This is a genomic window from Streptomyces sp. NPDC026515, from assembly GCF_055567595.1.
Window position 1 is genome coordinate 46,680 of sequence record NZ_JBVHQD010000024.1, and the last position, 17,864, is coordinate 64,543.

Here is a 17,864-nt window from a genome sequence, read left to right on the forward strand (position 1 = left end):
CAGCACACCAGCTCCGGGCCGATCGCGCGCGGTGAGCCCCGTTCGCGACGGAGTGACGCTATCGGTACCGGGTGTTACGAGGTGATGCCGTTGTACTGGTCCCAGGTGTAGGCGAGGTCGGGCGAGGAGGGCTTGCCGGACCAGTTGAAGTAGTCCCAGACGAGTTCGGCGGGGTTGGTGGCGAGGTAGCCCCGGCCGGGCAGGTCGTCGGCGTCGTCCCAGGCCCAGGGCGGGTTGGCCGCGTCGGTGTCGCAGGTGCCGTTGGCCGGGCCGAGGACCCCGCCCGCGCCGCACCTGGCACCGTAGGGGTTGGAGCCGTCGTCGCCCGCGAAGTTGTTCGTGGTCGCGAAGAGCGTGGTCAGGGTGCGGTTCGCCCACATGCCGCCCGGGGCGAAGACGTCGGTCAGTGTGTACTGCACGTCACGGTCGTTGGAGCCGGAGGGCACCTCGGCGGTGGAGCCGGGGTAGTAGACGATGCCGTCGCCGTTCGCGTACTGGTCGCGCTCCTTGGAGAGGTAGCCCTCGGCCCACGCGGCGTGGGTGTTGGGCTGCTGGGTCGTGAACGGGCGTCCGTGGCCGTCGTCGTGCGGGTCGCCCTGGAGCTTCAGGGTGCCGTCGACGCTCTCCTGCCCGCTGGTGAAGTCGCTGCCCGCGGGCACCCAGGAGTAGAAGTTGCTGTGCGCGACGGTGATGGCGGCCTTCAACTGACCGTGTGCGGAACCGTCGTTGGCGACGACGACGAGTACGCCCTCGGAGTCGTTCTCGTGTTCGCTGAGGTCCTCCTGGTAGTTGTCCAGCACGCCGTCCGACCAGTCGCGGGGATGGAAGTACGTGTACAGCAGGTACGAGAAGGACGGGGTCTGGACGACCGAGTAGTAGACATGCGCCGCGAGCGCGGCCTGGCTGGTGTTCTCCCAGTTGTCGCGGCCGTTGAGGTCGCCGTCGTAGTCGTAGGACGTGATGTAGTCGGACCTGCCGCCGAGCGCGGTCTCGCCGGTGGAGTCGACGTCCTGGAAGTGGACGGGGGCCCACCACTGGGCGAGGGCCGCCCGGTCGGCGGTGGAGTCGGCACGGGCCTGGGCGGGAAGGGTGAGGCCGGCACAGCAGACGGCGGCCAGGGCCGCCGTCAGGGCGAGGGATCTGCGTCGGGTCGCAGGCACACGAGAACGGTGGGGGCGGTCGGTTGCCACGGGTCCTCCGGGGGCGGCGAACGGGACCGGCACATCGGTGAAGTCGACGTGCTGGTAAGGGAGTTGACGCTGTGTTCCGGTGGTGCGTGAGATGCCGCGGGTACGATACAGCGGGGTACCGGCGCGCCGGCAGGGTCAGCAGGTGATGGTGGACCGGCGCAGCGCGTGGCCGCTGTCGTTGCTGTCGTCGGACCAGTACACGGGCTTGGTGCCGCCGCTGCACGCGTCGGCACCGGAGACCGCGAAGCCCTCGTTGTTGAGGTTGTCCATGCCGGACGGGCGGTTGTAGATCGCGGTGGTGGCGAGGACACCCGACGCGTTGATCTTCATGGTCCGGTGCTGGCCGTCACACGTGTCGTCGCAGACCGCCCAGAGGCGCGAGGCCTGCGGCTCCCACTGGAGTTCCATCACGCCGGCCATGCCGCTGCTGACGGAGGCGACCCGGGTGAAGGTGCCGCCGTCCTTGAGGACGTAGCCGTAGATCATGCCGGTGCCCTCGACGCCGACGAAGAACACCCCGCCCGTGTGGGAACCGTAGCCGGCCGGGTTGTAGGCCGCGCCGGTGGTGGCGTCCCTGAACCCGGCCGCGGTCAGGGTGGCGTCCGGGACCCAGGTGATGCCCTCCAGGCCGAGGTTGGAGCCCACGGAGGGCAGGTCCGGGGTCAGGTTCCACTCGGTGGCGGCGGTGAGCGTGGTGGCGGTGCCGCTCACGTCGTACTTCAAGACGGACAGCCGGCTGGTGCCGGAGGAGTCCGCGTTGCGCTCACTCGCCACGTAGACGCCCCCGCTCGATCCGGCGCCGGTCAGCGTGACGCCCTCGTCGTCGGGGGTGCCCGAGCCGCCGGGGAACTTCAGGGCCTTGCCGGACGTCCAGCCGTTGCCGGTGTCGGCCTTCCAGGCGGTGGAGCCGTTCGGGACCAGTCGCCACAGCTTTCCGCTGTTCTGCGCCGCCCACATCACGCTCCCCTCCTGGTAGAGGCCGCTCAGGTCGGAGCCGAAGGCGTTCTTGGTGTCGGCGGTCGAGACCGAGCCGCCGCCCGGCCAGGCCGTCGCCGAAACCCCGCCGGATCCGCAGTCGTTGGCGGCGCCCAGCGTCACCTTCGCCGAGCCGAAGGAACCGGTGCCGTCGGGGCAGCGCGACCACGACGGGTCGGAGTGCTCGCTCCAGCTGTAACTGTCCACCAGGGTGGTGCCGTCGGCGAGGTAGAGACGCGCCTCGTCGTCGGAGCCGAGACCGAAGGAGTTGTGCACGTCGAAGGCCACGAAACCGCCGGGGGCGAGCGTGGTCCCGGCGGCTATCGCGTACTTGGAACTGTTGTCGTCGTCCTTGAGGATCCAGCCGGACAGGTTCACCGAGGCGGTGCCCCTGTTGTACAGCTCCACCGAGTCGTTGACGTCCCCGGTGGTCACCACCTCGTTGATCCGGATGTCGTCGGCCGCCGCCGCGTGGGCGGGCGACGCGGTCAGGGCGCCGACGGCGAGCGTCGGGCCGGCGACGGCGACGAGCAGAACACGGAGGCTGTGACGCCACCGGCGAACGCGTGATTCGATCACGAAATCCGTCCTGGGGTTCGGTTGTGACAGGCCGCCAGGACCCTTCCTGCGTGGCCCGAACAGCCGCCGCCCGCCAGGTGAGGGCGCCATGAACGGTGGGCGAATCACCAAGATCGCGTGGCGTCGGCGGGGCTTCCGCGGTCCCCATCGGTACGGGCCGGACACTTCCACGACGGGCGACGCGTTCAGCGTGCGCGATCGCCGTGCGAGGAGGAACGGCAGCCGTGCGGCCGGCGTCCGGATCGGCCCGGGGCGAGGACGACGCGGTCCTCAGGAGTACCGGGAGGGCATGCGGTTCCTGGCGCGGATCGAGGAGAACCTCACTCGCACGGACGCCGACGCGCCGACGCCGTGACCGCGCAGGCCGCCACGGCCGTCACCGGGGCGGCGATGGTCAAGACTGCGTCATCTCGTGTCCGCGGCTGAGAGGGCGGGAGCCGGGCGACGTACCAAGGGAGGCAAGTCGCCGCGACTCCTGAAAGGGCAACTCCTTGATCCTGCGACGCATCGTCCTGAGCCTCGCCGCGGGGCTCGCCTCCCCGCTCCTGCTGGGCGCGTGCGGTTCTTCGAACGGCAGCGGCAGTGTCGCGCCGGCGGCCCCGGCCGCGTCGGATTCCGCGGTCTCCGCACCGGCCACCTCGGCGGCGGACGGCGGTGACGGCTCCGGGACCGGGTCCTCGGCCCTCACCACCGGCGTGACGGCCGAGGCGATGGACGGCATCGGCACCGTGGTCGCCGACGACCGGGGGATGACCCTCTACCGCTACGACAAGGACGAGTCCGATCCGTCCAAGTGGACGTGCTCCGGCACCTGTACGAAGACGTGGCTGCCGGTCATCGTGGGAGACTCGGTGCGGACCTCGGGAGTCGCCGAGAACCTGCTCGGCACGGTGCACCGCAACGGCAGGAAGCAGCTCACCCTCGCCGGATGGCCGCTCTACCGGTACAACGGCGACACCGGGGCCCGGCAGGCCAACGGCCAGGGGAAGGACGCGCAGTGGTACGCCGTCGCCCCGTCCGGGCAGAAGGCCGCCGAGACGGGCTGACACTCCGGCTCCGGTGCTGTCGGCGACAGGGACCGCCGGCTCCGCACTGAACCGCCGGGCCCGCCGGCACGTACCAAGTCTCTGTGGTGGCCCTGTGCCGCCCGGCGCACCGCCTCCGAGACACCTCGGCGGCACCCGCGCTGCCAGGAGAAGGGGTTGAACGATTTCCACGGACCTGAGCCGTCCGGCCGACAGCACTCCGGGCCCGACCGCCCCGGCCCCGGCGGGGCAGGAGGAGACGGCCGCCGGGGCCCGCGCGCACTCACCGGTGGTGGGCCTGGACGGCCTCCGCGGCCTGGCCGCCCTGTATGTCGTGCTGTTCCACTGCTGGCTGTACACCTTCCCCGGATATCCCGACAGTTCGGCGCCGCCGTGGCTGAAGGGGCTGATGTTCGGGCGCCTCGCCGTCGTCTTCTTCCTGGTGCTGTCCGGCTTCTCCCTGGCCCTCTCCCCGGCGCGTCACGGCTGGCGGACGGGCGGTGTCGCCCGGTTCCTGCGCCGGCGTGCCTGGCGGATCCTGCCGCCGTACTGGGCGGCGCTGGCGATCAGCCTGCTCGTCTCCCTGTTCGTGGTGCCGGCCTCGCACTTCGGACCGCCGACCGGCAGGACCGCCCTCGTGTTCGGCCTCGTCGCCCAGGACATGATCACCGCGCCCACACCGAACGGCGCGTTCTGGTCGATCGGAGTGGAGGCCGAGCTGTACCTCCTCTTCCCCCTGCTCCTCCTTGTCCGGCGCCGGACGAACGCCGTGGTGCTGGCCGCGTGCGCGGCCCTTCCGGTGATCGCCCTCGGCCTGGCGGCACCCGGCGCCGATCCGGTGGAGGGCGACAACTGGCTCGCCCCTCACCTCGCGCCCGTGTTCGTCGCTGGTGTGATCGGCGCGGGGGTGGTCGCCGCGCGAGAGCGGGTCCGGCGCCTGCCCTGGGGATGGTTCGCGGCCCTGGCCGCCCTGCCCGTTCTGGTCCTCGGTCTCGTCAAGGGCTCCGTGTGGACGGTGCACCACTACTTCTGGATCGACCTCGCCGTCGCCCCCGCCATGACGATGCTGCTGGCCGCGGTGGCCACCGGCAGGCCCGCCCCGCTCCTGCGGCTGCTGACCACCCGGCCGGTCCGGCGGCTCGGCGACTTCTCCTACAGTCTCTACCTGATCCACCTGCCGATCGTCATGACCGTGATCCGCCGCGTCGCCCCGCACGTCGCGTCTCCCGGCCTGCCCGCGTTCTGCTGCACACTCGCCCTGGCCCTGCCGGTTTCGGTGCTCGGCGCATGGCTGTTCTCCCGGGTCTTCGAGATGCCCTTCAAACGGAACAGGTCCTGGAGATCCCTGATCGCGACGGCCCCTCCGGTCCGACGCGGCGGTCGGACCGGAGGGGCCGCTGGGGCGCCGTAGCGGCGGGATCAGGGAATGAGCCGCCACTGCTCGATGTAGCCGACGTCGATCGCGGCACGGTCCTGGACCCGGAGCTTCCAGGTGCCGGCGAGGGGCTGTGCGGAGGCGTCGACGGTGAACGTCTGGTCGACGTTGTCGGCGGAGCCGCCGCTGCGGTTCAGGAGGGAGTAGACGGTTCCGTCGGGGCCCACGAGGTCGACGGTCAGGTCACCCCGGTAGGTATGGATGATCTTGACGTAGACCTGGGTGGTGGCGGAGGCGTTCCCGGTCCGGCCGGTGACGGTGACCGGGGACTCCACCGCGGCGCCGTTGTCGGGGATGTCGACCCGGGTGGCGTTGGCGTAGATGTAGGCCACCTGCCAGGAGAAGTGCCGGGTGGCGGACGCGCCCGTGTCGTCGGTGACCGTGACCGTGACGTCGCTGGCGCCGAGCGTGGTCGGGGTGCCGGATATCAGTCCCGTGTCGCTCATCGTCAGTCCGTCCGGCAGGCCGGTCGCCGTGTACGTCAGGCCCGCGCCGGAGTTGGTCGTGTAGGCGTCCGTCTGGAGGGACACCGCCTGCCCGACACCGCTGATCTGGTCGGCGATCGGTGCGACGTTGACGCCGATCGCGACCCGGTTGCCCACGTTGATCGCCGCCCAGGCGTCGGCGACGGCGAGGTAGGCGGGGCTGTAGGCGCCGAAGAGGTCGGTCGCGGCCTGGAGCGTGGCGGTGCGGGCGCCCGCGTAGTCGGTGCTCGACGTCATGTAGGTGGTCAGAGCCCGGTACCAGACCTGCCGGGCGTTGTCGATGCCGATGCCCGTCACCGGCTGCCCGTCGTAGGTGGGGCTGTCGTAGGCGACCCCGTTGACGGTCTTCGCTCCACTGCCCTCCGAGAGCAGGTAGAAGAAGTGGTTGGCCGGGCCCGAGGAGTAGTGGACGTCGAGTCCGCCGAGCGACGGGCTCCAGTAGTCGCTGGACGCGCCGTCCTTGGAGGGCTTGTCCATGTAGCGCAGCGGGGTGCCGTCGCCGTTGATGTCGATCTTCTCCCCGACCAGGTAGTCCGGGACGTCGGCGGGCAGGTTCTCGTAGAACTCGACGGCGGCGGCGAAGATGTCGGAGGTCGCCTCGTTCAGGCCGCCCGACTCGCCGGAGTAGGTGAGCCCCGCCGTGGCGGCGGTGACGCCGTGGCTCATCTCGTGCGCGGCGACGTCGAGCGCGGTGAGCGGGTGGGTGTTGCCGGAGCCGTCGCCGTACGTCATGCAGAAGCAGCTGTCCTGCCAGAAGGCGTTGACGTAGTTGTTGCCGTAGTGGGCGCGGCTGTAGGCGGCGACACCGTCGTTGCGGATGCCGTTGCGGCCGAAGACGTCCTTGTAGAAGTCCCAGGTGGCCGCCGCGCCGAAGGCGACGTCCACGCCCGCGGTCTGCCGGTTGGCGACCGTGCCGTCGCCCCAGACATCGTTGTCGTCGGTGAAGAGGGTGCCGGTGCCCGAGGTGCCCTGGTTCAGGTCGTAGGTGCGGTGCCCGGCACGGTCGCCGTCGACGAGCTGGTAGGTCGAACCGGAGAGCGTGGTGCCGAGCGGCACGGTCCCGTCGAACTGCCCGGTGCCGGTGCCGGTCTCGACACCCTGGTAGTGGAAGAGCTGCTTGCCGGACGCCGCGTCGGTGATGACGTGGAGTTCGCTCGGCGTGCCGTCGTCCTGGACGCCTCCGACGACGGACTCCCAGGCCAGGGCGGCCCGGCCCGAGGCGGCCCAGACGACGAGACGGGGGCTGGAACCGACCGCGGGGTGCTCCGCGCCGGCCTTCGCCGCGGCGGTGAGCGCTTGGGTCTTCGCCGTGGCCGAGGAGATCTTCGCCTTCGTGGAGGTGACCGCGAGGGATGCCTTCGTGGCCCGTGACACGGTGAGCCGGCTGCCGCTCCGGTGGACGATCAGGTCCCCGCCGAGGACGGGCAGGCCCTCGTACGTGCGTTCGTAGCGGGTGTGCGTCGTACCGTCGGCGTCCTGGGTGACGTCCTTGACGACCAGCTTCTCGCCGGCACCCAGGCCGAGGGTCTTCGCGGTGTCGGGGGCCGCGGTCGCGGCACTCCTGAGCAGTGCGGTGCGTCTGGCCGGTGAGAGTGCCGCGGGGGCCGCGCCGGCCCTGGGTGTGGCCAGGATCCGGGCGGGGGCGTGTTCGCCGGCCGTGGCCAGGGCGGTGCCCTGCTGCAGGCCGGCCGCGAGCAGGGTGGTGGCGGCGGCCAGCGCCAGGCTGACGCCGCCTCTGACACGGCGATGGTGACGGTCCTGCCGGAACATGGCGTTCTCCTTCTGTGGGGTGGTCGGGCTCGGTGGAGCCCGGGAGAGCGGGTCGGCTGGGTCGAGCCGTCCGGCGGCGCGCGGGTGCAGGAGGAAGAGCCGAATGGGCACGGGGCGACGGGGTGACGTCTGCTCGGGGCGTGCCGGTGACGTGGGGAAAGGAGATGAGGATATGGCGTGAGGTGCCTGTGAGTGGGCAGTGAACTTCCGGAGAGCAGATTGGCATCCGCCGCACAGGACTGTCATGACCGCATCACAACATCGGCTTGAACTGGTGGTTGCGAGCTAGGGTTTCGAGCTCCGCGACAACGCTTTCCGGTCGCCCCCGACCGGTCCCGCACCTGCCGGAACACCCCGGCGAAAACGGAACGGCCCGCCTGGGGAGGCAGGCCGCGGTGACGCTGTTCAGCGGCAGTGGAGGAGCAGCGGCGCCGGACCGTCAGCCGCGCCGGACGATCAGTCGCGCTGCACGACGATCATGGCCATGTCGTCGTCCCGCCGTCCCCCCGTGTACGCGCCGACGTCCGCGGCGAGCCGCTCGACCATCGATCCCGGTACCTCGTCGGCCCAGACCATGGCGCGTTCCGCGAGCGGATAGAAGTCGCCCTCGGCGTTGCGGGCCTCGCTGATCCCGTCGGTGTACAGCACCAGCCGGTCGCCGTGCTCGAACGGGAAGGTCGCCGGGACGTAGCAGGGGCGGACGCCGTCCGCGCCGTTCGAGTCGACGGCCCACGCACCGAGGCCGAGCGGGGGCGACGGTTCGGGGACCGTCAGCGACCGCACCTTCTTGCCGCAATGGTCCAGCAGGAGGGGCGGCGGATGCCCGCAGCTGATCAGGTGTATCACGGGCTCGTCGTCCGGGATGTCGATGACGGCGGCGGTCACGAAGCGCTCGGCGGCGTCCTCCCCCGGCTCCGAGAACTCCGCGAGCCCCCACCGGACGGCGTCCTCGATGTAGGCGACCAGTTCCGGCAGCGGGATCCTGCGGTGCGCGGCGGCACGGAAGGCGCCCAGCACGATCGCCGTGTCGCTGATGGAGGGGAGACCCTTGCCCCGGACGTCCCCGATGAGCAGCCGCGTGACGCCGGGGATCCGGGCGGCGGCGTACAGATCGCCGCCGATGGTCGCGTCCGCTTCCGCGCTGCGGTACCGCGAGGCCAGCGTGACGGGCCCGGCCCGGTGCGGCAGCGGCCGCAGTACGACGCTCTGTGCCGCGTCGGACACCGAACGCGCCCGGACCAGCTCGCGCTCGCGCCGGTCCCGCATCCGGGTGAAGAGGACGAAGAAGACACAGACGGCGAGGAGAGCGGCGAGCTCCACGAGGACACTCTCGGTGACCAGTGTCCGTCGCTCCAGGCCGGCGAGGACGAGCGCGAGGACCGCCAGCAACCCGATGAGCCCGGTGGCGCGGGGCCCGGTGCCGACCGCGGTGACGGCCACGGCGACGACGAGGAGGTGGGCGAGATGGATGTCCGGCGGCAGGAACACGTCGGCCACCGGAATCGTCACGACCAGCAGCAGAGGGACGACCAGCCACAGACGCCCCGGCGCGGAACGGCGCCGTTCTCGCAGGGTCTCGACCAAAGATGTCGCGATCATCGCAGCGCTCACGTGATACTCCGGTACTCGTCGTCCTGCCCCGCCAACGCGCACGACATGTCGCTCATTCCCGGACACGTCCTTATATGATCGCACGACTGCGTTCAGTGCCGTACGCGCACGCTGCCGTCCTCGCACGGGACCGCTGCGACGCCGGAGCCGAACCGCGGCGGCGGACGGCGGCGCGGGTACCGTCACTGATAGCAGGGGCTCCCGCACAGCACGGTGGCCGTGGGGGTGTTGCCGGTCTCCCAGGGCATGGGGGCGGCCATGGCCTGCGGGGCGAGAGCGGCGCAGGCCGCCGCGGCCACGAACACGACGGCAACCGAGTACTTGAGCAGAGGCGTCCGAAGCTCCTCTGTCGACGAAGGACCGGTTCACGACGTAGTCACCGCGGGCAGGGTGCCGACGCCCACACCCGTCTCCGCCGCGGACCGCGGCCGGGCCCGGCTCCCGGTCGGATGGATGTCGACGGATCTCCACACGGTCACCGCGACGGGCAGACCGTGGTCCGCACGAGGCCGGCCCGCGCCCGCGGTAAAAGTGGCGGCGGGTGCGGCCCGGGCGTGGAATGGAGGAGCGGGGGCGGTCGGTGGAGAGGTGGAGGCGTCGTGGGTGTGACACCGCTGACCGAGATCCTCGCCAGGCCCTTCGAGGAGCGTTACGCCGTACCGGCCATCAACGTGTTCAACGACCTCACGCTGGAGGCCGTGCTGGCGGCCGCGGTGGAGAACGCGTCGCCGCTGATCGTGCAGACCTCGGTGAAGACGGTCAGGTCCATCGGCAGTGACGTGCTCTACGCCATGTGGACGTCGATGACCGCCGGCATCGACGTCCCCGTCACCCTGCACCTGGACCACTGCCCGGAGCGTGAGGTCATCACCGAGTGCCTGCGGCGGGGGTGGAACTCGGTGCTCTTCGACGCCTCCACGCTGCCGGTCGAGGAGAACATGCGGCAGACCGTCGAGGTCGTCGCCGAGGCCCGCGCCTTCGGCGCCGCGGTAGAGGGCGAGATCGAGTCGATCACCGGCGTGGAGGACGGGATCGGCACCGACGTCGCCGCCGAGCGGCAGGATCTGGCGGTCGCCCTGGAGTTCCTGCGGACCACGCAGGTGGACGTCTTCGCACCGGCGATCGGGAACGCGCACGGATCGTACCGGCAGGCGCCGGTGCTCGACGCGCAGCGCGTCTCCGACATCGTGGCCGCCCATCCGGTACCCATCGCGCTGCACGGCGGCAGCGGGCTCTCCGACGAACAGTTCCGCGACCTGATCTCCCGGGGGTGCGCGAAGGTCAACATCTCCACGGCCCTCAAGGAGACGTACATGAAGTCGAACCTGGCCTTCCTGCGCACTGCCGAGGAGCGGCAGAAGTGGGATCCGCCCTCGCTCTTCCGGGACGTCCGCCGGGACGTCGTAGAGCTGGCCGGTTCGCTGATGAGGCTCTTCGGCAGCGCCGGGCAGGCGAGGTAGCCGTGCCCGCGCTCGTCTTCGACTGCGACGGCGTCCTCGCCGACACCGAACGCGACGGTCATCTGCCCGCCTTCAACAGGACGTTCGAGGAGTTCGGTCTCCCGGTGCGGTGGAGCGACGAGGAGTACGCGCGGAAGGTGCGGGTCGGTGGCGGCAAGGAGCGCATGCGCACGCTGCTGACCCCGGACTTCGTCGCCGCCGCCGGCCTGCCCACCGACCCGGCCGCGCTCGACGAACGGGTGGCGGCCTGGCACCGGCGCAAGACCGAGATCTACACGGCGATCATCGGGGGCGGCAGCATTCCGCCCCGGCCCGGGGTGCGACGGGTCGCCACGGAGGCGCACGAGGCCGGGTGGGCGCTCGCGGTCGCCTCCACCTCCGCGGAGCCGTCCGTCCGCAGCGTGCTCGAACTCGCCATGGGTCCCGAGCTGGCCTCCCGCTTCGCCGTCTTCGCCGGGGACGTGGTCCAGCGAAAGAAGCCGGCCCCGGACATCTACGCCTTCGCCCTGGACCGGCTGGGCCTGCGGCCCGCGGACGCCGTCGTGATCGAGGACAGCCGCAACGGACTGCTGGCCGCGCTCGGCGCCGGGCTCACCTGCACGGTCACGACCAGCGCCTACACGGGCCAGGAGGACTTCACCGGGGCCGCCCTGGTGGTCACCTCGCTCGGCGATCCGCCGCCGCGGGAGACCGTCGCCCGGGTGCTCAGCGATCCGTTCGGTGTCGACCCGGGGCCGTACGTCGTGCTCGCGGACCTCGCCGGCCTGCTCACCGCCGCCGGCCCGGGACCCGATGCCAGGGACCCCGCGCCGGCCGACCCCCGACCGCACTGACGTCACGGCAGTCAGGAGAGACATGTCAGCACCATCGCCATCGTCACCCCCGTCGCCGTCGGCGCCCGGTGGCGACCTCACCTTCGTGGTGCGGACGATCGCCCGGACCGCGGTGGACAACGAACGGGCCTTCAGCGACCTCGACGCCGTCGCGGGGGACGGGGACTTCGGGTACTCGCTCGCCCGTGGTTTCGAGATCGTGCTCGCCGACTGGGACGACCTCGCCGCGGACGCGCCGGCCGACTTCCTGAAGAAGGTCGCGATGGTGATCTCCAAACGGGTCGGCGGCACGTCGGGGCCGCTGTGGGGCACCGCCTTCCTGCGAGCCGCCGGCGCCGTGAAGGACCGGCCGGAACTGGACGCCGGGGACGCGGTCGGCATGCTGCGGGCCGCCGCGGAGGGCATCAAGGCGCGAGGCAGGTCGGACGTCGGCGACAAGACCCTGCTGGATGCCCTGATCCCGATGACCGACGCCCTGGAGCGGCGGCTGGCACCGGGCGAACCGGCCGCCGGCGCAGCCGAACTGGCCGCCCTGGCCGCCACGACCGCGCGCGCCGCCGCCGACGCGACGGCATCCATGCAGGCCCGCCGCGGCCGCCAGAGCTACACCGGTGAGCGCAGCATCGGCTCGCCGGACCCGGGCGCGGTGGCGATCGCGGTCATGGCGGAGCGCGTCGCCGCCGAGTGGGACGCACGCGACTGACGCGACCGGCTGGACCAGGAGGAGTCACGGCATGAAGAAGTTCGTCAACGACCCGAAGGACTACGTGGCGCAGATGCTGGAGGGACTGGCCCTGGCCAACCCCGGCACGCTGCGGTACGTGCCCGAGTACAACCTGATCATGCGTGCCGACGCCCCGCGGGAGAACAAGGTCTCGATCGTGCAGGGCTCCGGATCCGGTCACGAGCCGGCCCACGTGATGACCGTCGGCAAGGGGATGCTCGACGCCGCTTGTCCGGGAGACGTGTTCGCCGCACCGCCCGCCGACTACGTGTACGAGACGGTCAAGCTGGTCGCCTCCCCGAAGGGTGTGCTGCTGCTGGTCAACAACTACACCGGGGACCGCATGGCGTTCGAGATGGCCGAGGAGCTGTCCCGGGCCGACGGGGTGACCGTCCGCACTCTCTTCATCGACGACGACGTGGCCGTACAGGACTCGACGTACACCGTCGGCCGGCGCGGGGTGGCCGGGAACTTCTTCGTGATGAAGGCCGTCGGGGCGGCCGCCGAGCGGGGTGCGGACCTCGACGAGGTGTACCGGATCGGCGAGAAGGTCAACTCGGTCACCCGCACCATGGGCATGGCACTCACCGCCTGCACGCCTCCGGCGAAGGGCGCACCGCTGTTCGAACTGCCGGACGACGCGGTCGAGATGGGCGTGGGCATCCACGGCGAACCGGGCCGCAGGCGGGAGAAGCTGCAGTCGGCGGACGCGATGGTGGCCGAGCTGGTCGGCGCGGTCGTGGACGACCTGCCCTTCTCCTCGGGTGACCGCGTCGCCCTGATGGTCAACGGCCTCGGCGGCACCCCGATCGGTGAGCTGTACCTGGTGTACGGCCTGGCCCACAAGCAGCTGGCCGAGCGCGGCATCGAGGTCGGGCGCAGTTACGTGGGCGAGTACTGCACCTCCCTCGACATGGCCGGCGCCTCCGTCACCCTGGTACGGCTGGACGACGAGATCTTCGGCCTGCTCACCGACCCGGCCGAGATCCCGATCCGGGTCTTCTGACGGTTCGCTCCTCGGCCCTCACTCCTCATGGCCGGCCGGCAACGGGCTTGTGGAGGTGATGTGCGGGCATACGGGATTCACCCCATCGAGAGGAGCCCGCTCATGGCCGCCATCATCGCCGCGGTGTTGTTCTTCATCGCCTTCCTGATCAACGCGGCGGACATCAGTACCAACGACACCTTCACCTCCACGAACCTGATGCTGCTGGGCCTGACCGCCCTGGCTCTGCACGTGGCGGGAATAGGCACCGGCTGGTCCTACCGGAGGCGCCGCTGACCACGTACTCCACGACGGTGGGCCCGGCGCGCGTGGTGATGCCCGCCGGGCCCTTCCCCGCGCTCCCCGTGGGGAGCGCGGTGGACGGGTCAGTGGCGGTTGGGGGTGCTGTTGCGGTGGCCGCCGTTGCGGTGGCCGTGGCGGTGGCCCCAGCTGACCTGGTCGACGATGCGGGCATGGTCGTTGCCCAGGGTCGCGGTGTCGTTGTGGTCGTCCCAGGCGTAGCCGCGGCGGTCCTGGTAGACGTCGCGGGCGTTGTCGCGGCCCACCCCGGTGTGGACGCGGACGGTGGCCCGTCCTTCCAGACGGACGTGGCGGAAGGTGTAGCGGCGGCCGTCCCTGCCGGTCAGGGTCCAGTGGTCCAGGTTCACCGTCCGACGGGTGGCGTTGGTGATGTCCACCCACTCGTTGTTCAGGGAGCGGTTGGAGCGGTCGTCGCGTCCCGGGGAGTCGTACTGCACCTTGCTGATCACCACGTCGCCGTGCGGGCGGGCGCCCGGACGGCCGTCGGCGGCGGCGGGCAGGGCGAGCGCGCCCACGGCAGCGGCCACGGCAGCGGCGGCGGTCAGACGGCGGGCGGTCACGGATACGGACACGAGGTCCCCCTTCTCGGAGCCGGCACACCCGGGGCGGGCGACGGGAACGTCGCAGGCCACCCGGGATGCGTGGTGCGGGTCGGCGGCCGGTCGGCCGCACACCCACACCCTGCCCGCCGTGCGGAGGGAAGGTGAGGGGTACGCGAAGGTCATGACAGTTCCGTCATGTTCCTATGACTCTCCCCTGCAACCTCCATGTATGCGCCGAATGCGCGGTGTTGACGCCCACCCACCGCTCGATCCCCCACGGACTGCGGGCTTGCGCCCCACCCGCCGGCCCACCGCACCACCCCCACCACCCAGGCCGTCACCCGAAAGTGAGTAACAACGGGAGCGACCGGATACAGTGCGCGAGACGGCAGCCTGGTCAGGGAGGGGAAGCGTGACCGACACCAGCAACACCCGGCCCGCCGATGCGGAGGCGCAGGCGCCGCGGCGGAGCCCGCTGCACCGCCTGATGCGCTACATCCCGCTGATCGCCCCCGTCCTGCTGTGGACCGTGCCCTGCTGGGTGCTCCTGTACGGCGGCCAGCACTGGCCGCTGCCCGTCACACCGGCCGGCACCGCCCTGTTCGCCCTCGGCCTCATCGGTATGCCGCTCGCCATGGCGCGCGGCCACGGCCGGCGCCAGCAGGACGGGGCGGCGATCATCGGTGACACCCTGCTGGGCGTCGGCTGGGTGCTGTTCACCTGGTCCGTCCTGATCGGCGTCCTCCTCCGGCTCGCCCTGACCGTGGCCGGTGTCGGCGAGGGCCAGGACCGAGCCCGGATCGTCACCTGGGCGGTCCTCGGCGTCACCGCCGCGCTGCTCGCCTGGGGGTACGCCGAGGCCCGCCGCGTGCCGCGCGTGCGCCGACTCGAGGTGCGGCTCCCGCGACTGGGTGCCGGGTTGGACGGCATCCGCGTCGCCCTCATCACCGACACCCACTACGGCCCGCTCGACCGCGCCCGCTGGTCGGCCCGGGTCTGCGAGACGGTGAACGCCCTGGAGGCCGACCTGGTCTGCCACACCGGCGACATCGCGGACGGTACGGCCGAACGCCGCCGCGCCCAGGCCGCCCCGCTCGGTACGGTGCGGGCCACCCGGGCCCGCGTGTACGTCACCGGCAACCACGAGTACTACAGCGAGGCCCAGGGCTGGGTCGACCTGATGGACGAGCTGGGCTGGGAGCCGCTGCGCAACCGCCATCTGCTGGTCGAACGCGGAGGCGACACCCTCGTGGTCGCCGGCGTGGACGACGTCACCGCCGAAGCCTCCGGTCTGGCAGGCCACGGCGCCCATCTCGCCGGAGCCCTGGCCGGCGCCGACCGCGACCTGCCCGTCCTGCTCCTGGCCCACCAGCCGAAGTTCATCGACCGGGCGGCAGCCGAGGGCATCGACCTTCAGCTCTCCGGCCACACCCACGGCGGCCAGATCTGGCCCTTCCACCACCTGGTCCGCATCGACCAGCCCGCTCTCGCCGGCCTCAGTCACCACGGCGCCCGGACCCTGCTCTACACCAGCCGCGGCACCGGCTTCTGGGGCCCGCCGTTCCGCGTCTTCGCCCCCAGCGAGATCACCCTGCTCGTACTCCGCTCCCCGCACCTGGCCACCTCGCCTTAGCGGGGAGCACGCCGCGGCTCAGGCCCATGCGGTCACCGGCACGAAGGAACTGTCCCGGCGGAACAGGTCCGCGCCGTCCGCGCCGGACACGCGGAGTTGGCAGTCGTAGTGGCGGAGGTAGCAGCCGGGGCAGTTGTACGACTCGAAGCGCCCCGAGCCGCTGTCCGTGCCCGTGCGGACGATGAACGTGGCGTCCCCCGCGAACAGGGACGTGCCGTCGTCGGCGTCGAATCGGGGTCAGCGGCGGCACCTGGAGCCCGTCACGACCGGGAGGCCGGGAAGGGCGGACCGCTCCTGCCAGTACCGGGCCGGGCAGTTGACGGACCGGAAGGATCGGGCCGTGTTCCTCGGACTGTGTGTCGCGGACGCGGGCAACAGGTTCACGTCAATGGGCGGACCGGTCCTGGGACATGACCGGGCGCCGGCTGTGCGAAAACTGTCCGGCGCGGCCCGACTCGACGTTACCCTCCGGTAAGTGGCACGCTACAGAAGGTGGGTTCGCATGCCGTCCGACCGTTCACCGGGTCTGGCCGAGTCCGTACGCGCCCTGGCGGCCGGCGAGATGACCTCCCGTCAGCTCGTCCAGGACTGCCTCGAGAGGATCGGGTCCACCCAGGGCTCCCTCAACGCCTTCCGGATCGTCCGCGCGTCCGCCGCGCTCGCCGAAGCCGACGCCGCCGACCGGGAGCTGGCCGCCGGGGTGCGCCGTCCCCTGCTCGGGGTGCCGGTCGCGGTGAAGGACGACACGGACGTGGCCGGCGAGCCGACCGCTTTCGGCTGCCGGGGCGACTTCCCGCCCGTGGCCGAGGACGGTGAAGCGGTACGACGGCTGCGGGCGGCCGGAGCGGTGATCATCGGCAAGACCAACACCTGCGAACTGGGACAGTGGCCGTTCACCGAGGGACCGGCCTTCGGCGCGACCCGTAACCCCTGGCAGCCGGGACACACTCCGGGCGGTTCCTCGGGCGGGTCGGCGGCCGCCGTCGCGGCGGGGCTCGTCCCGGCCGCGCTCGGCTCGGACGGCGCCGGATCGGTGCGCATACCGGCCTCCTGGACCCACCTCGTCGGCATCAAGCCCCAGCGCGGCCGGATCTCGACCTGGCCGCGCGGCGAGTCCTTCCAGGGCATCACCGTCAACGGCACCCTGGCCCGCACGGTCGCCGACGCCGCCCTGCTGCTGGACGCGGCCAGCGGCAACCACCCCCAGGACCCGCACCGCCCACAGGAGTTGACGACCTCCGACGCGGTCGGCCGCGACCCGGGGCGGCTGCGTATCGCGCTGTCCCTGAAGCCGCCGTTCACCGCGCTGCCCGCCCGCCTCCAGCCGGACGTACGCGCCCGTATCCTGGAACTCGCCGAGAAACTCGCCGCGTTGGGCCACACCGTCGAAGAGTCCGACCCGCCCTACGGCCGGATCGGACTCACCTTCGTCCCGCGCGCCACGGTCGGGATCGCCGAACGCGTCCGCGAGACCGCGCAACCCGCTCTGCTCGACAGGCGCACCCTGGAGGCGGCCCGGCTGGGCCGGCTGCTCGGCGGCGCCCCGCTGCGGGCCGCCCGGCGCGCGGAGACGGCTCTGCGCCACAGGTTCGGCGGCTTCTTCGCGTCCTACGACGCGGTCCTCGCGCCGACCACCGCGGCTCCCCCGCCCCGCGTCGGCGCGCTGCTGGAGCTGGGCCAGTTCGCCACCGACCGGGCGATGATCGCCGCCTGCCCCTACGCCTGGCCGTGGAACGTGCTGGGGTGGCCGGGCGTCAATGTGCCCGCCGGATTCGTGGGCGACGGACTCCCGGTGGGCGCCCAGTTGCTCGGCCCGGCCGACAGCGAGCCGCTGCTCGTGTCCGTCGCCGCCCAGTTGGAGGCCGAACTGCGCTGGCACGAGCACTGGCCGCCGGCCCGGGCCGTGGTGACCGGCTCGCCGGCCGCATGACGGCCCCGCGACCGGCGCCCGGCGGCTTTCCCGTCGCCTGACCCGCCCGTACCCTCTGACCATGGACGATGCGTCGATGGTCGGGCTCATGGGGCGGGTCACCGGAACGGTCGGGCCCGGACTCGTCGGCGAGGTGATCGTCCGGGTGCGCGGAGGCGCCGAGCACTTCCTCGCCTACGCCGCCGACGCCGGCACCCGGATCGAGCCGGGGACGGTGGTGACGGTGGTCGAGCACCTGCCGCCGCGAACGGTCTACGTCATGCCCGCGTACGACAGTTGAGCACGCGTAGCCCCAGGTGAGGGGCGTATGCGTCAAGATGGCAACAAGGATCCGCCAGTGTCTTCACCCCGCGCTCGCGCGAGCGC

16 protein-coding genes and 1 pseudogene are annotated in these 17,864 nt (G+C 71.8%); 10 read left to right on the plus strand and 7 right to left on the minus strand.

The genetic code is table 11. From position 1 onward, the window contains the following. Positions 1-74 precede the first annotated feature (74 nt). Together ACZ4O3_RS36800 and ACZ4O3_RS36805 are read right to left on the minus strand one after the other, a co-directional pair. Positions 75-1,160: a hypothetical protein gene (locus ACZ4O3_RS36800; protein WP_467726517.1), complete on the minus strand. Its 1,086-nt coding sequence runs from the start codon at positions 1,158-1,160 to the stop codon at positions 75-77. Positions 1,161-1,325: 165 nt separating this feature from the next. Next, positions 1,326-2,744 (minus strand): lamin tail domain-containing protein, encoded by a 1,419-nt coding sequence (locus tag ACZ4O3_RS36805; protein WP_467726519.1) that lies wholly within the window; start codon positions 2,742-2,744, stop codon positions 1,326-1,328. Positions 2,745-3,235: 491 nt separating this feature from the next. Between ACZ4O3_RS36805 and ACZ4O3_RS36810 the strand changes: the two genes are divergently transcribed. Together ACZ4O3_RS36810 and ACZ4O3_RS36815 are read left to right on the plus strand one after the other, a co-directional pair. Beyond that, positions 3,236-3,790: a hypothetical protein gene (locus tag ACZ4O3_RS36810; RefSeq protein ID WP_467726521.1), complete on the plus strand. Its 555-nt coding sequence runs from the start codon at positions 3,236-3,238 to the stop codon at positions 3,788-3,790. 271 nt (positions 3,791-4,061) lie between these two features. Continuing rightward, positions 4,062-5,180, plus strand: coding sequence for an acyltransferase family protein (locus ACZ4O3_RS36815; RefSeq protein ID WP_467726522.1), 1,119 nt, complete (start codon positions 4,062-4,064; stop codon positions 5,178-5,180). 8 nt (positions 5,181-5,188) lie between these two features. Here ACZ4O3_RS36815 and ACZ4O3_RS36820 read toward each other — a convergent pair whose 3' ends face one another. From ACZ4O3_RS36820 to ACZ4O3_RS36830, 3 genes are all read right to left on the minus strand, one after another. Further along, positions 5,189-7,459: a M4 family metallopeptidase gene (locus ACZ4O3_RS36820; RefSeq protein WP_467726524.1), complete on the minus strand. Its 2,271-nt coding sequence runs from the start codon at positions 7,457-7,459 to the stop codon at positions 5,189-5,191. Between the two features lie 456 nt (positions 7,460-7,915). Further along, positions 7,916-9,058 carry a PP2C family protein-serine/threonine phosphatase gene (locus ACZ4O3_RS36825; RefSeq protein ID WP_467726526.1) on the minus strand — a complete coding sequence of 381 codons (1,143 nt, stop codon included), beginning with the start codon at positions 9,056-9,058 and terminating at the stop codon, positions 7,916-7,918. Between the two features lie 194 nt (positions 9,059-9,252). After that, positions 9,253-9,375 carry a hypothetical protein gene (locus ACZ4O3_RS36830; RefSeq protein ID WP_362724622.1) on the minus strand — a complete coding sequence of 41 codons (123 nt, stop codon included), beginning with the start codon at positions 9,373-9,375 and terminating at the stop codon, positions 9,253-9,255. 294 nt (positions 9,376-9,669) lie between these two features. Between ACZ4O3_RS36830 and ACZ4O3_RS36835 the strand changes: the two genes are divergently transcribed. The 5 genes from ACZ4O3_RS36835 to ACZ4O3_RS36855 all read left to right on the plus strand — a co-directional run bounded on the left by ACZ4O3_RS36835 (position 9,670) and on the right by ACZ4O3_RS36855 (position 13,369). Further along, positions 9,670-10,530 (plus strand): class II fructose-bisphosphate aldolase, encoded by an 861-nt coding sequence (locus tag ACZ4O3_RS36835; protein WP_362724619.1) that lies wholly within the window; start codon positions 9,670-9,672, stop codon positions 10,528-10,530. A 2-nt stretch (positions 10,531-10,532) separates the two neighbouring features. Beyond that, positions 10,533-11,363 carry an HAD-IA family hydrolase gene (locus ACZ4O3_RS36840; protein ID WP_467726528.1) on the plus strand — a complete coding sequence of 277 codons (831 nt, stop codon included), beginning with the start codon at positions 10,533-10,535 and terminating at the stop codon, positions 11,361-11,363. A gap of 22 nt (positions 11,364-11,385) precedes the next feature. Further along, complete coding sequence (gene dhaL, locus ACZ4O3_RS36845) at positions 11,386-12,066, plus strand: dihydroxyacetone kinase subunit DhaL (protein ID WP_467726530.1); 681 nt, start codon at positions 11,386-11,388, stop codon at positions 12,064-12,066. A gap of 31 nt (positions 12,067-12,097) precedes the next feature. Beyond that, positions 12,098-13,093: a dihydroxyacetone kinase subunit DhaK gene (gene dhaK, locus ACZ4O3_RS36850; protein WP_362730649.1), complete on the plus strand. Its 996-nt coding sequence runs from the start codon at positions 12,098-12,100 to the stop codon at positions 13,091-13,093. A gap of 102 nt (positions 13,094-13,195) precedes the next feature. Next, entirely contained in the window at positions 13,196-13,369 is a 174-nt protein-coding gene (locus tag ACZ4O3_RS36855; protein WP_362730647.1) for a hypothetical protein, read from the plus strand. 89 nt (positions 13,370-13,458) lie between these two features. On the opposite strand, the gene ACZ4O3_RS36860 is transcribed toward ACZ4O3_RS36855, so the two are convergent. After that, positions 13,459-13,965, minus strand: coding sequence for a lamin tail domain-containing protein (locus ACZ4O3_RS36860; RefSeq protein ID WP_467726532.1), 507 nt, complete (start codon positions 13,963-13,965; stop codon positions 13,459-13,461). Positions 13,966-14,347: 382 nt separating this feature from the next. Here ACZ4O3_RS36860 and ACZ4O3_RS36865 point away from each other — a divergent pair, with 382 nt between their 5' ends. Next, complete coding sequence (locus ACZ4O3_RS36865) at positions 14,348-15,568, plus strand: metallophosphoesterase (RefSeq protein WP_467726533.1); 1,221 nt, start codon at positions 14,348-14,350, stop codon at positions 15,566-15,568. Between the two features lie 18 nt (positions 15,569-15,586). On the opposite strand, the pseudogene ACZ4O3_RS36870 reads toward ACZ4O3_RS36865, so the two are convergent. Continuing rightward, positions 15,587-15,787: pseudogene (locus tag ACZ4O3_RS36870) on the minus strand (AbfB domain-containing protein); the annotation flags it as partial. A gap of 283 nt (positions 15,788-16,070) precedes the next feature. On the opposite strand from ACZ4O3_RS36870, the gene ACZ4O3_RS36875 reads away from it, so the two are divergent. Continuing rightward, positions 16,071-17,498 carry an amidase gene (locus ACZ4O3_RS36875; protein WP_467726535.1) on the plus strand — a complete coding sequence of 476 codons (1,428 nt, stop codon included), beginning with the start codon at positions 16,071-16,073 and terminating at the stop codon, positions 17,496-17,498. A 61-nt stretch (positions 17,499-17,559) separates the two neighbouring features. Continuing rightward, positions 17,560-17,778 carry a hypothetical protein gene (locus ACZ4O3_RS36880; protein WP_362720590.1) on the plus strand — a complete coding sequence of 73 codons (219 nt, stop codon included), beginning with the start codon at positions 17,560-17,562 and terminating at the stop codon, positions 17,776-17,778. Positions 17,779-17,864 lie beyond the last annotated feature (86 nt).

What these genes read in the sequence shown, in the direction of transcription:
- ACZ4O3_RS36820 (WP_467726524.1), bottom strand. Translation starts at nt 7,459, where the DNA reads ATGTTCCGGCAGGACCGTCACCATCGCCGTGTCAGAGGCGGCGTCAGC.
- ACZ4O3_RS36825 (WP_467726526.1), bottom strand. Translation starts at nt 9,058, where the DNA reads ATGATCGCGACATCTTTGGTCGAGACCCTGCGAGAACGGCGCCGTTCC.
- dhaL (WP_467726530.1), top strand. Translation starts at nt 11,386, where the DNA reads ATGTCAGCACCATCGCCATCGTCACCCCCGTCGCCGTCGGCGCCCGGT.
- dhaK (WP_362730649.1), top strand. Translation starts at nt 12,098, where the DNA reads ATGAAGAAGTTCGTCAACGACCCGAAGGACTACGTGGCGCAGATGCTG.
- ACZ4O3_RS36855 (WP_362730647.1), top strand. Translation starts at nt 13,196, where the DNA reads ATGGCCGCCATCATCGCCGCGGTGTTGTTCTTCATCGCCTTCCTGATC.
- ACZ4O3_RS36875 (WP_467726535.1), top strand. Translation starts at nt 16,071, where the DNA reads ATGCCGTCCGACCGTTCACCGGGTCTGGCCGAGTCCGTACGCGCCCTG.
- ACZ4O3_RS36880 (WP_362720590.1), top strand. Translation starts at nt 17,560, where the DNA reads ATGGACGATGCGTCGATGGTCGGGCTCATGGGGCGGGTCACCGGAACG.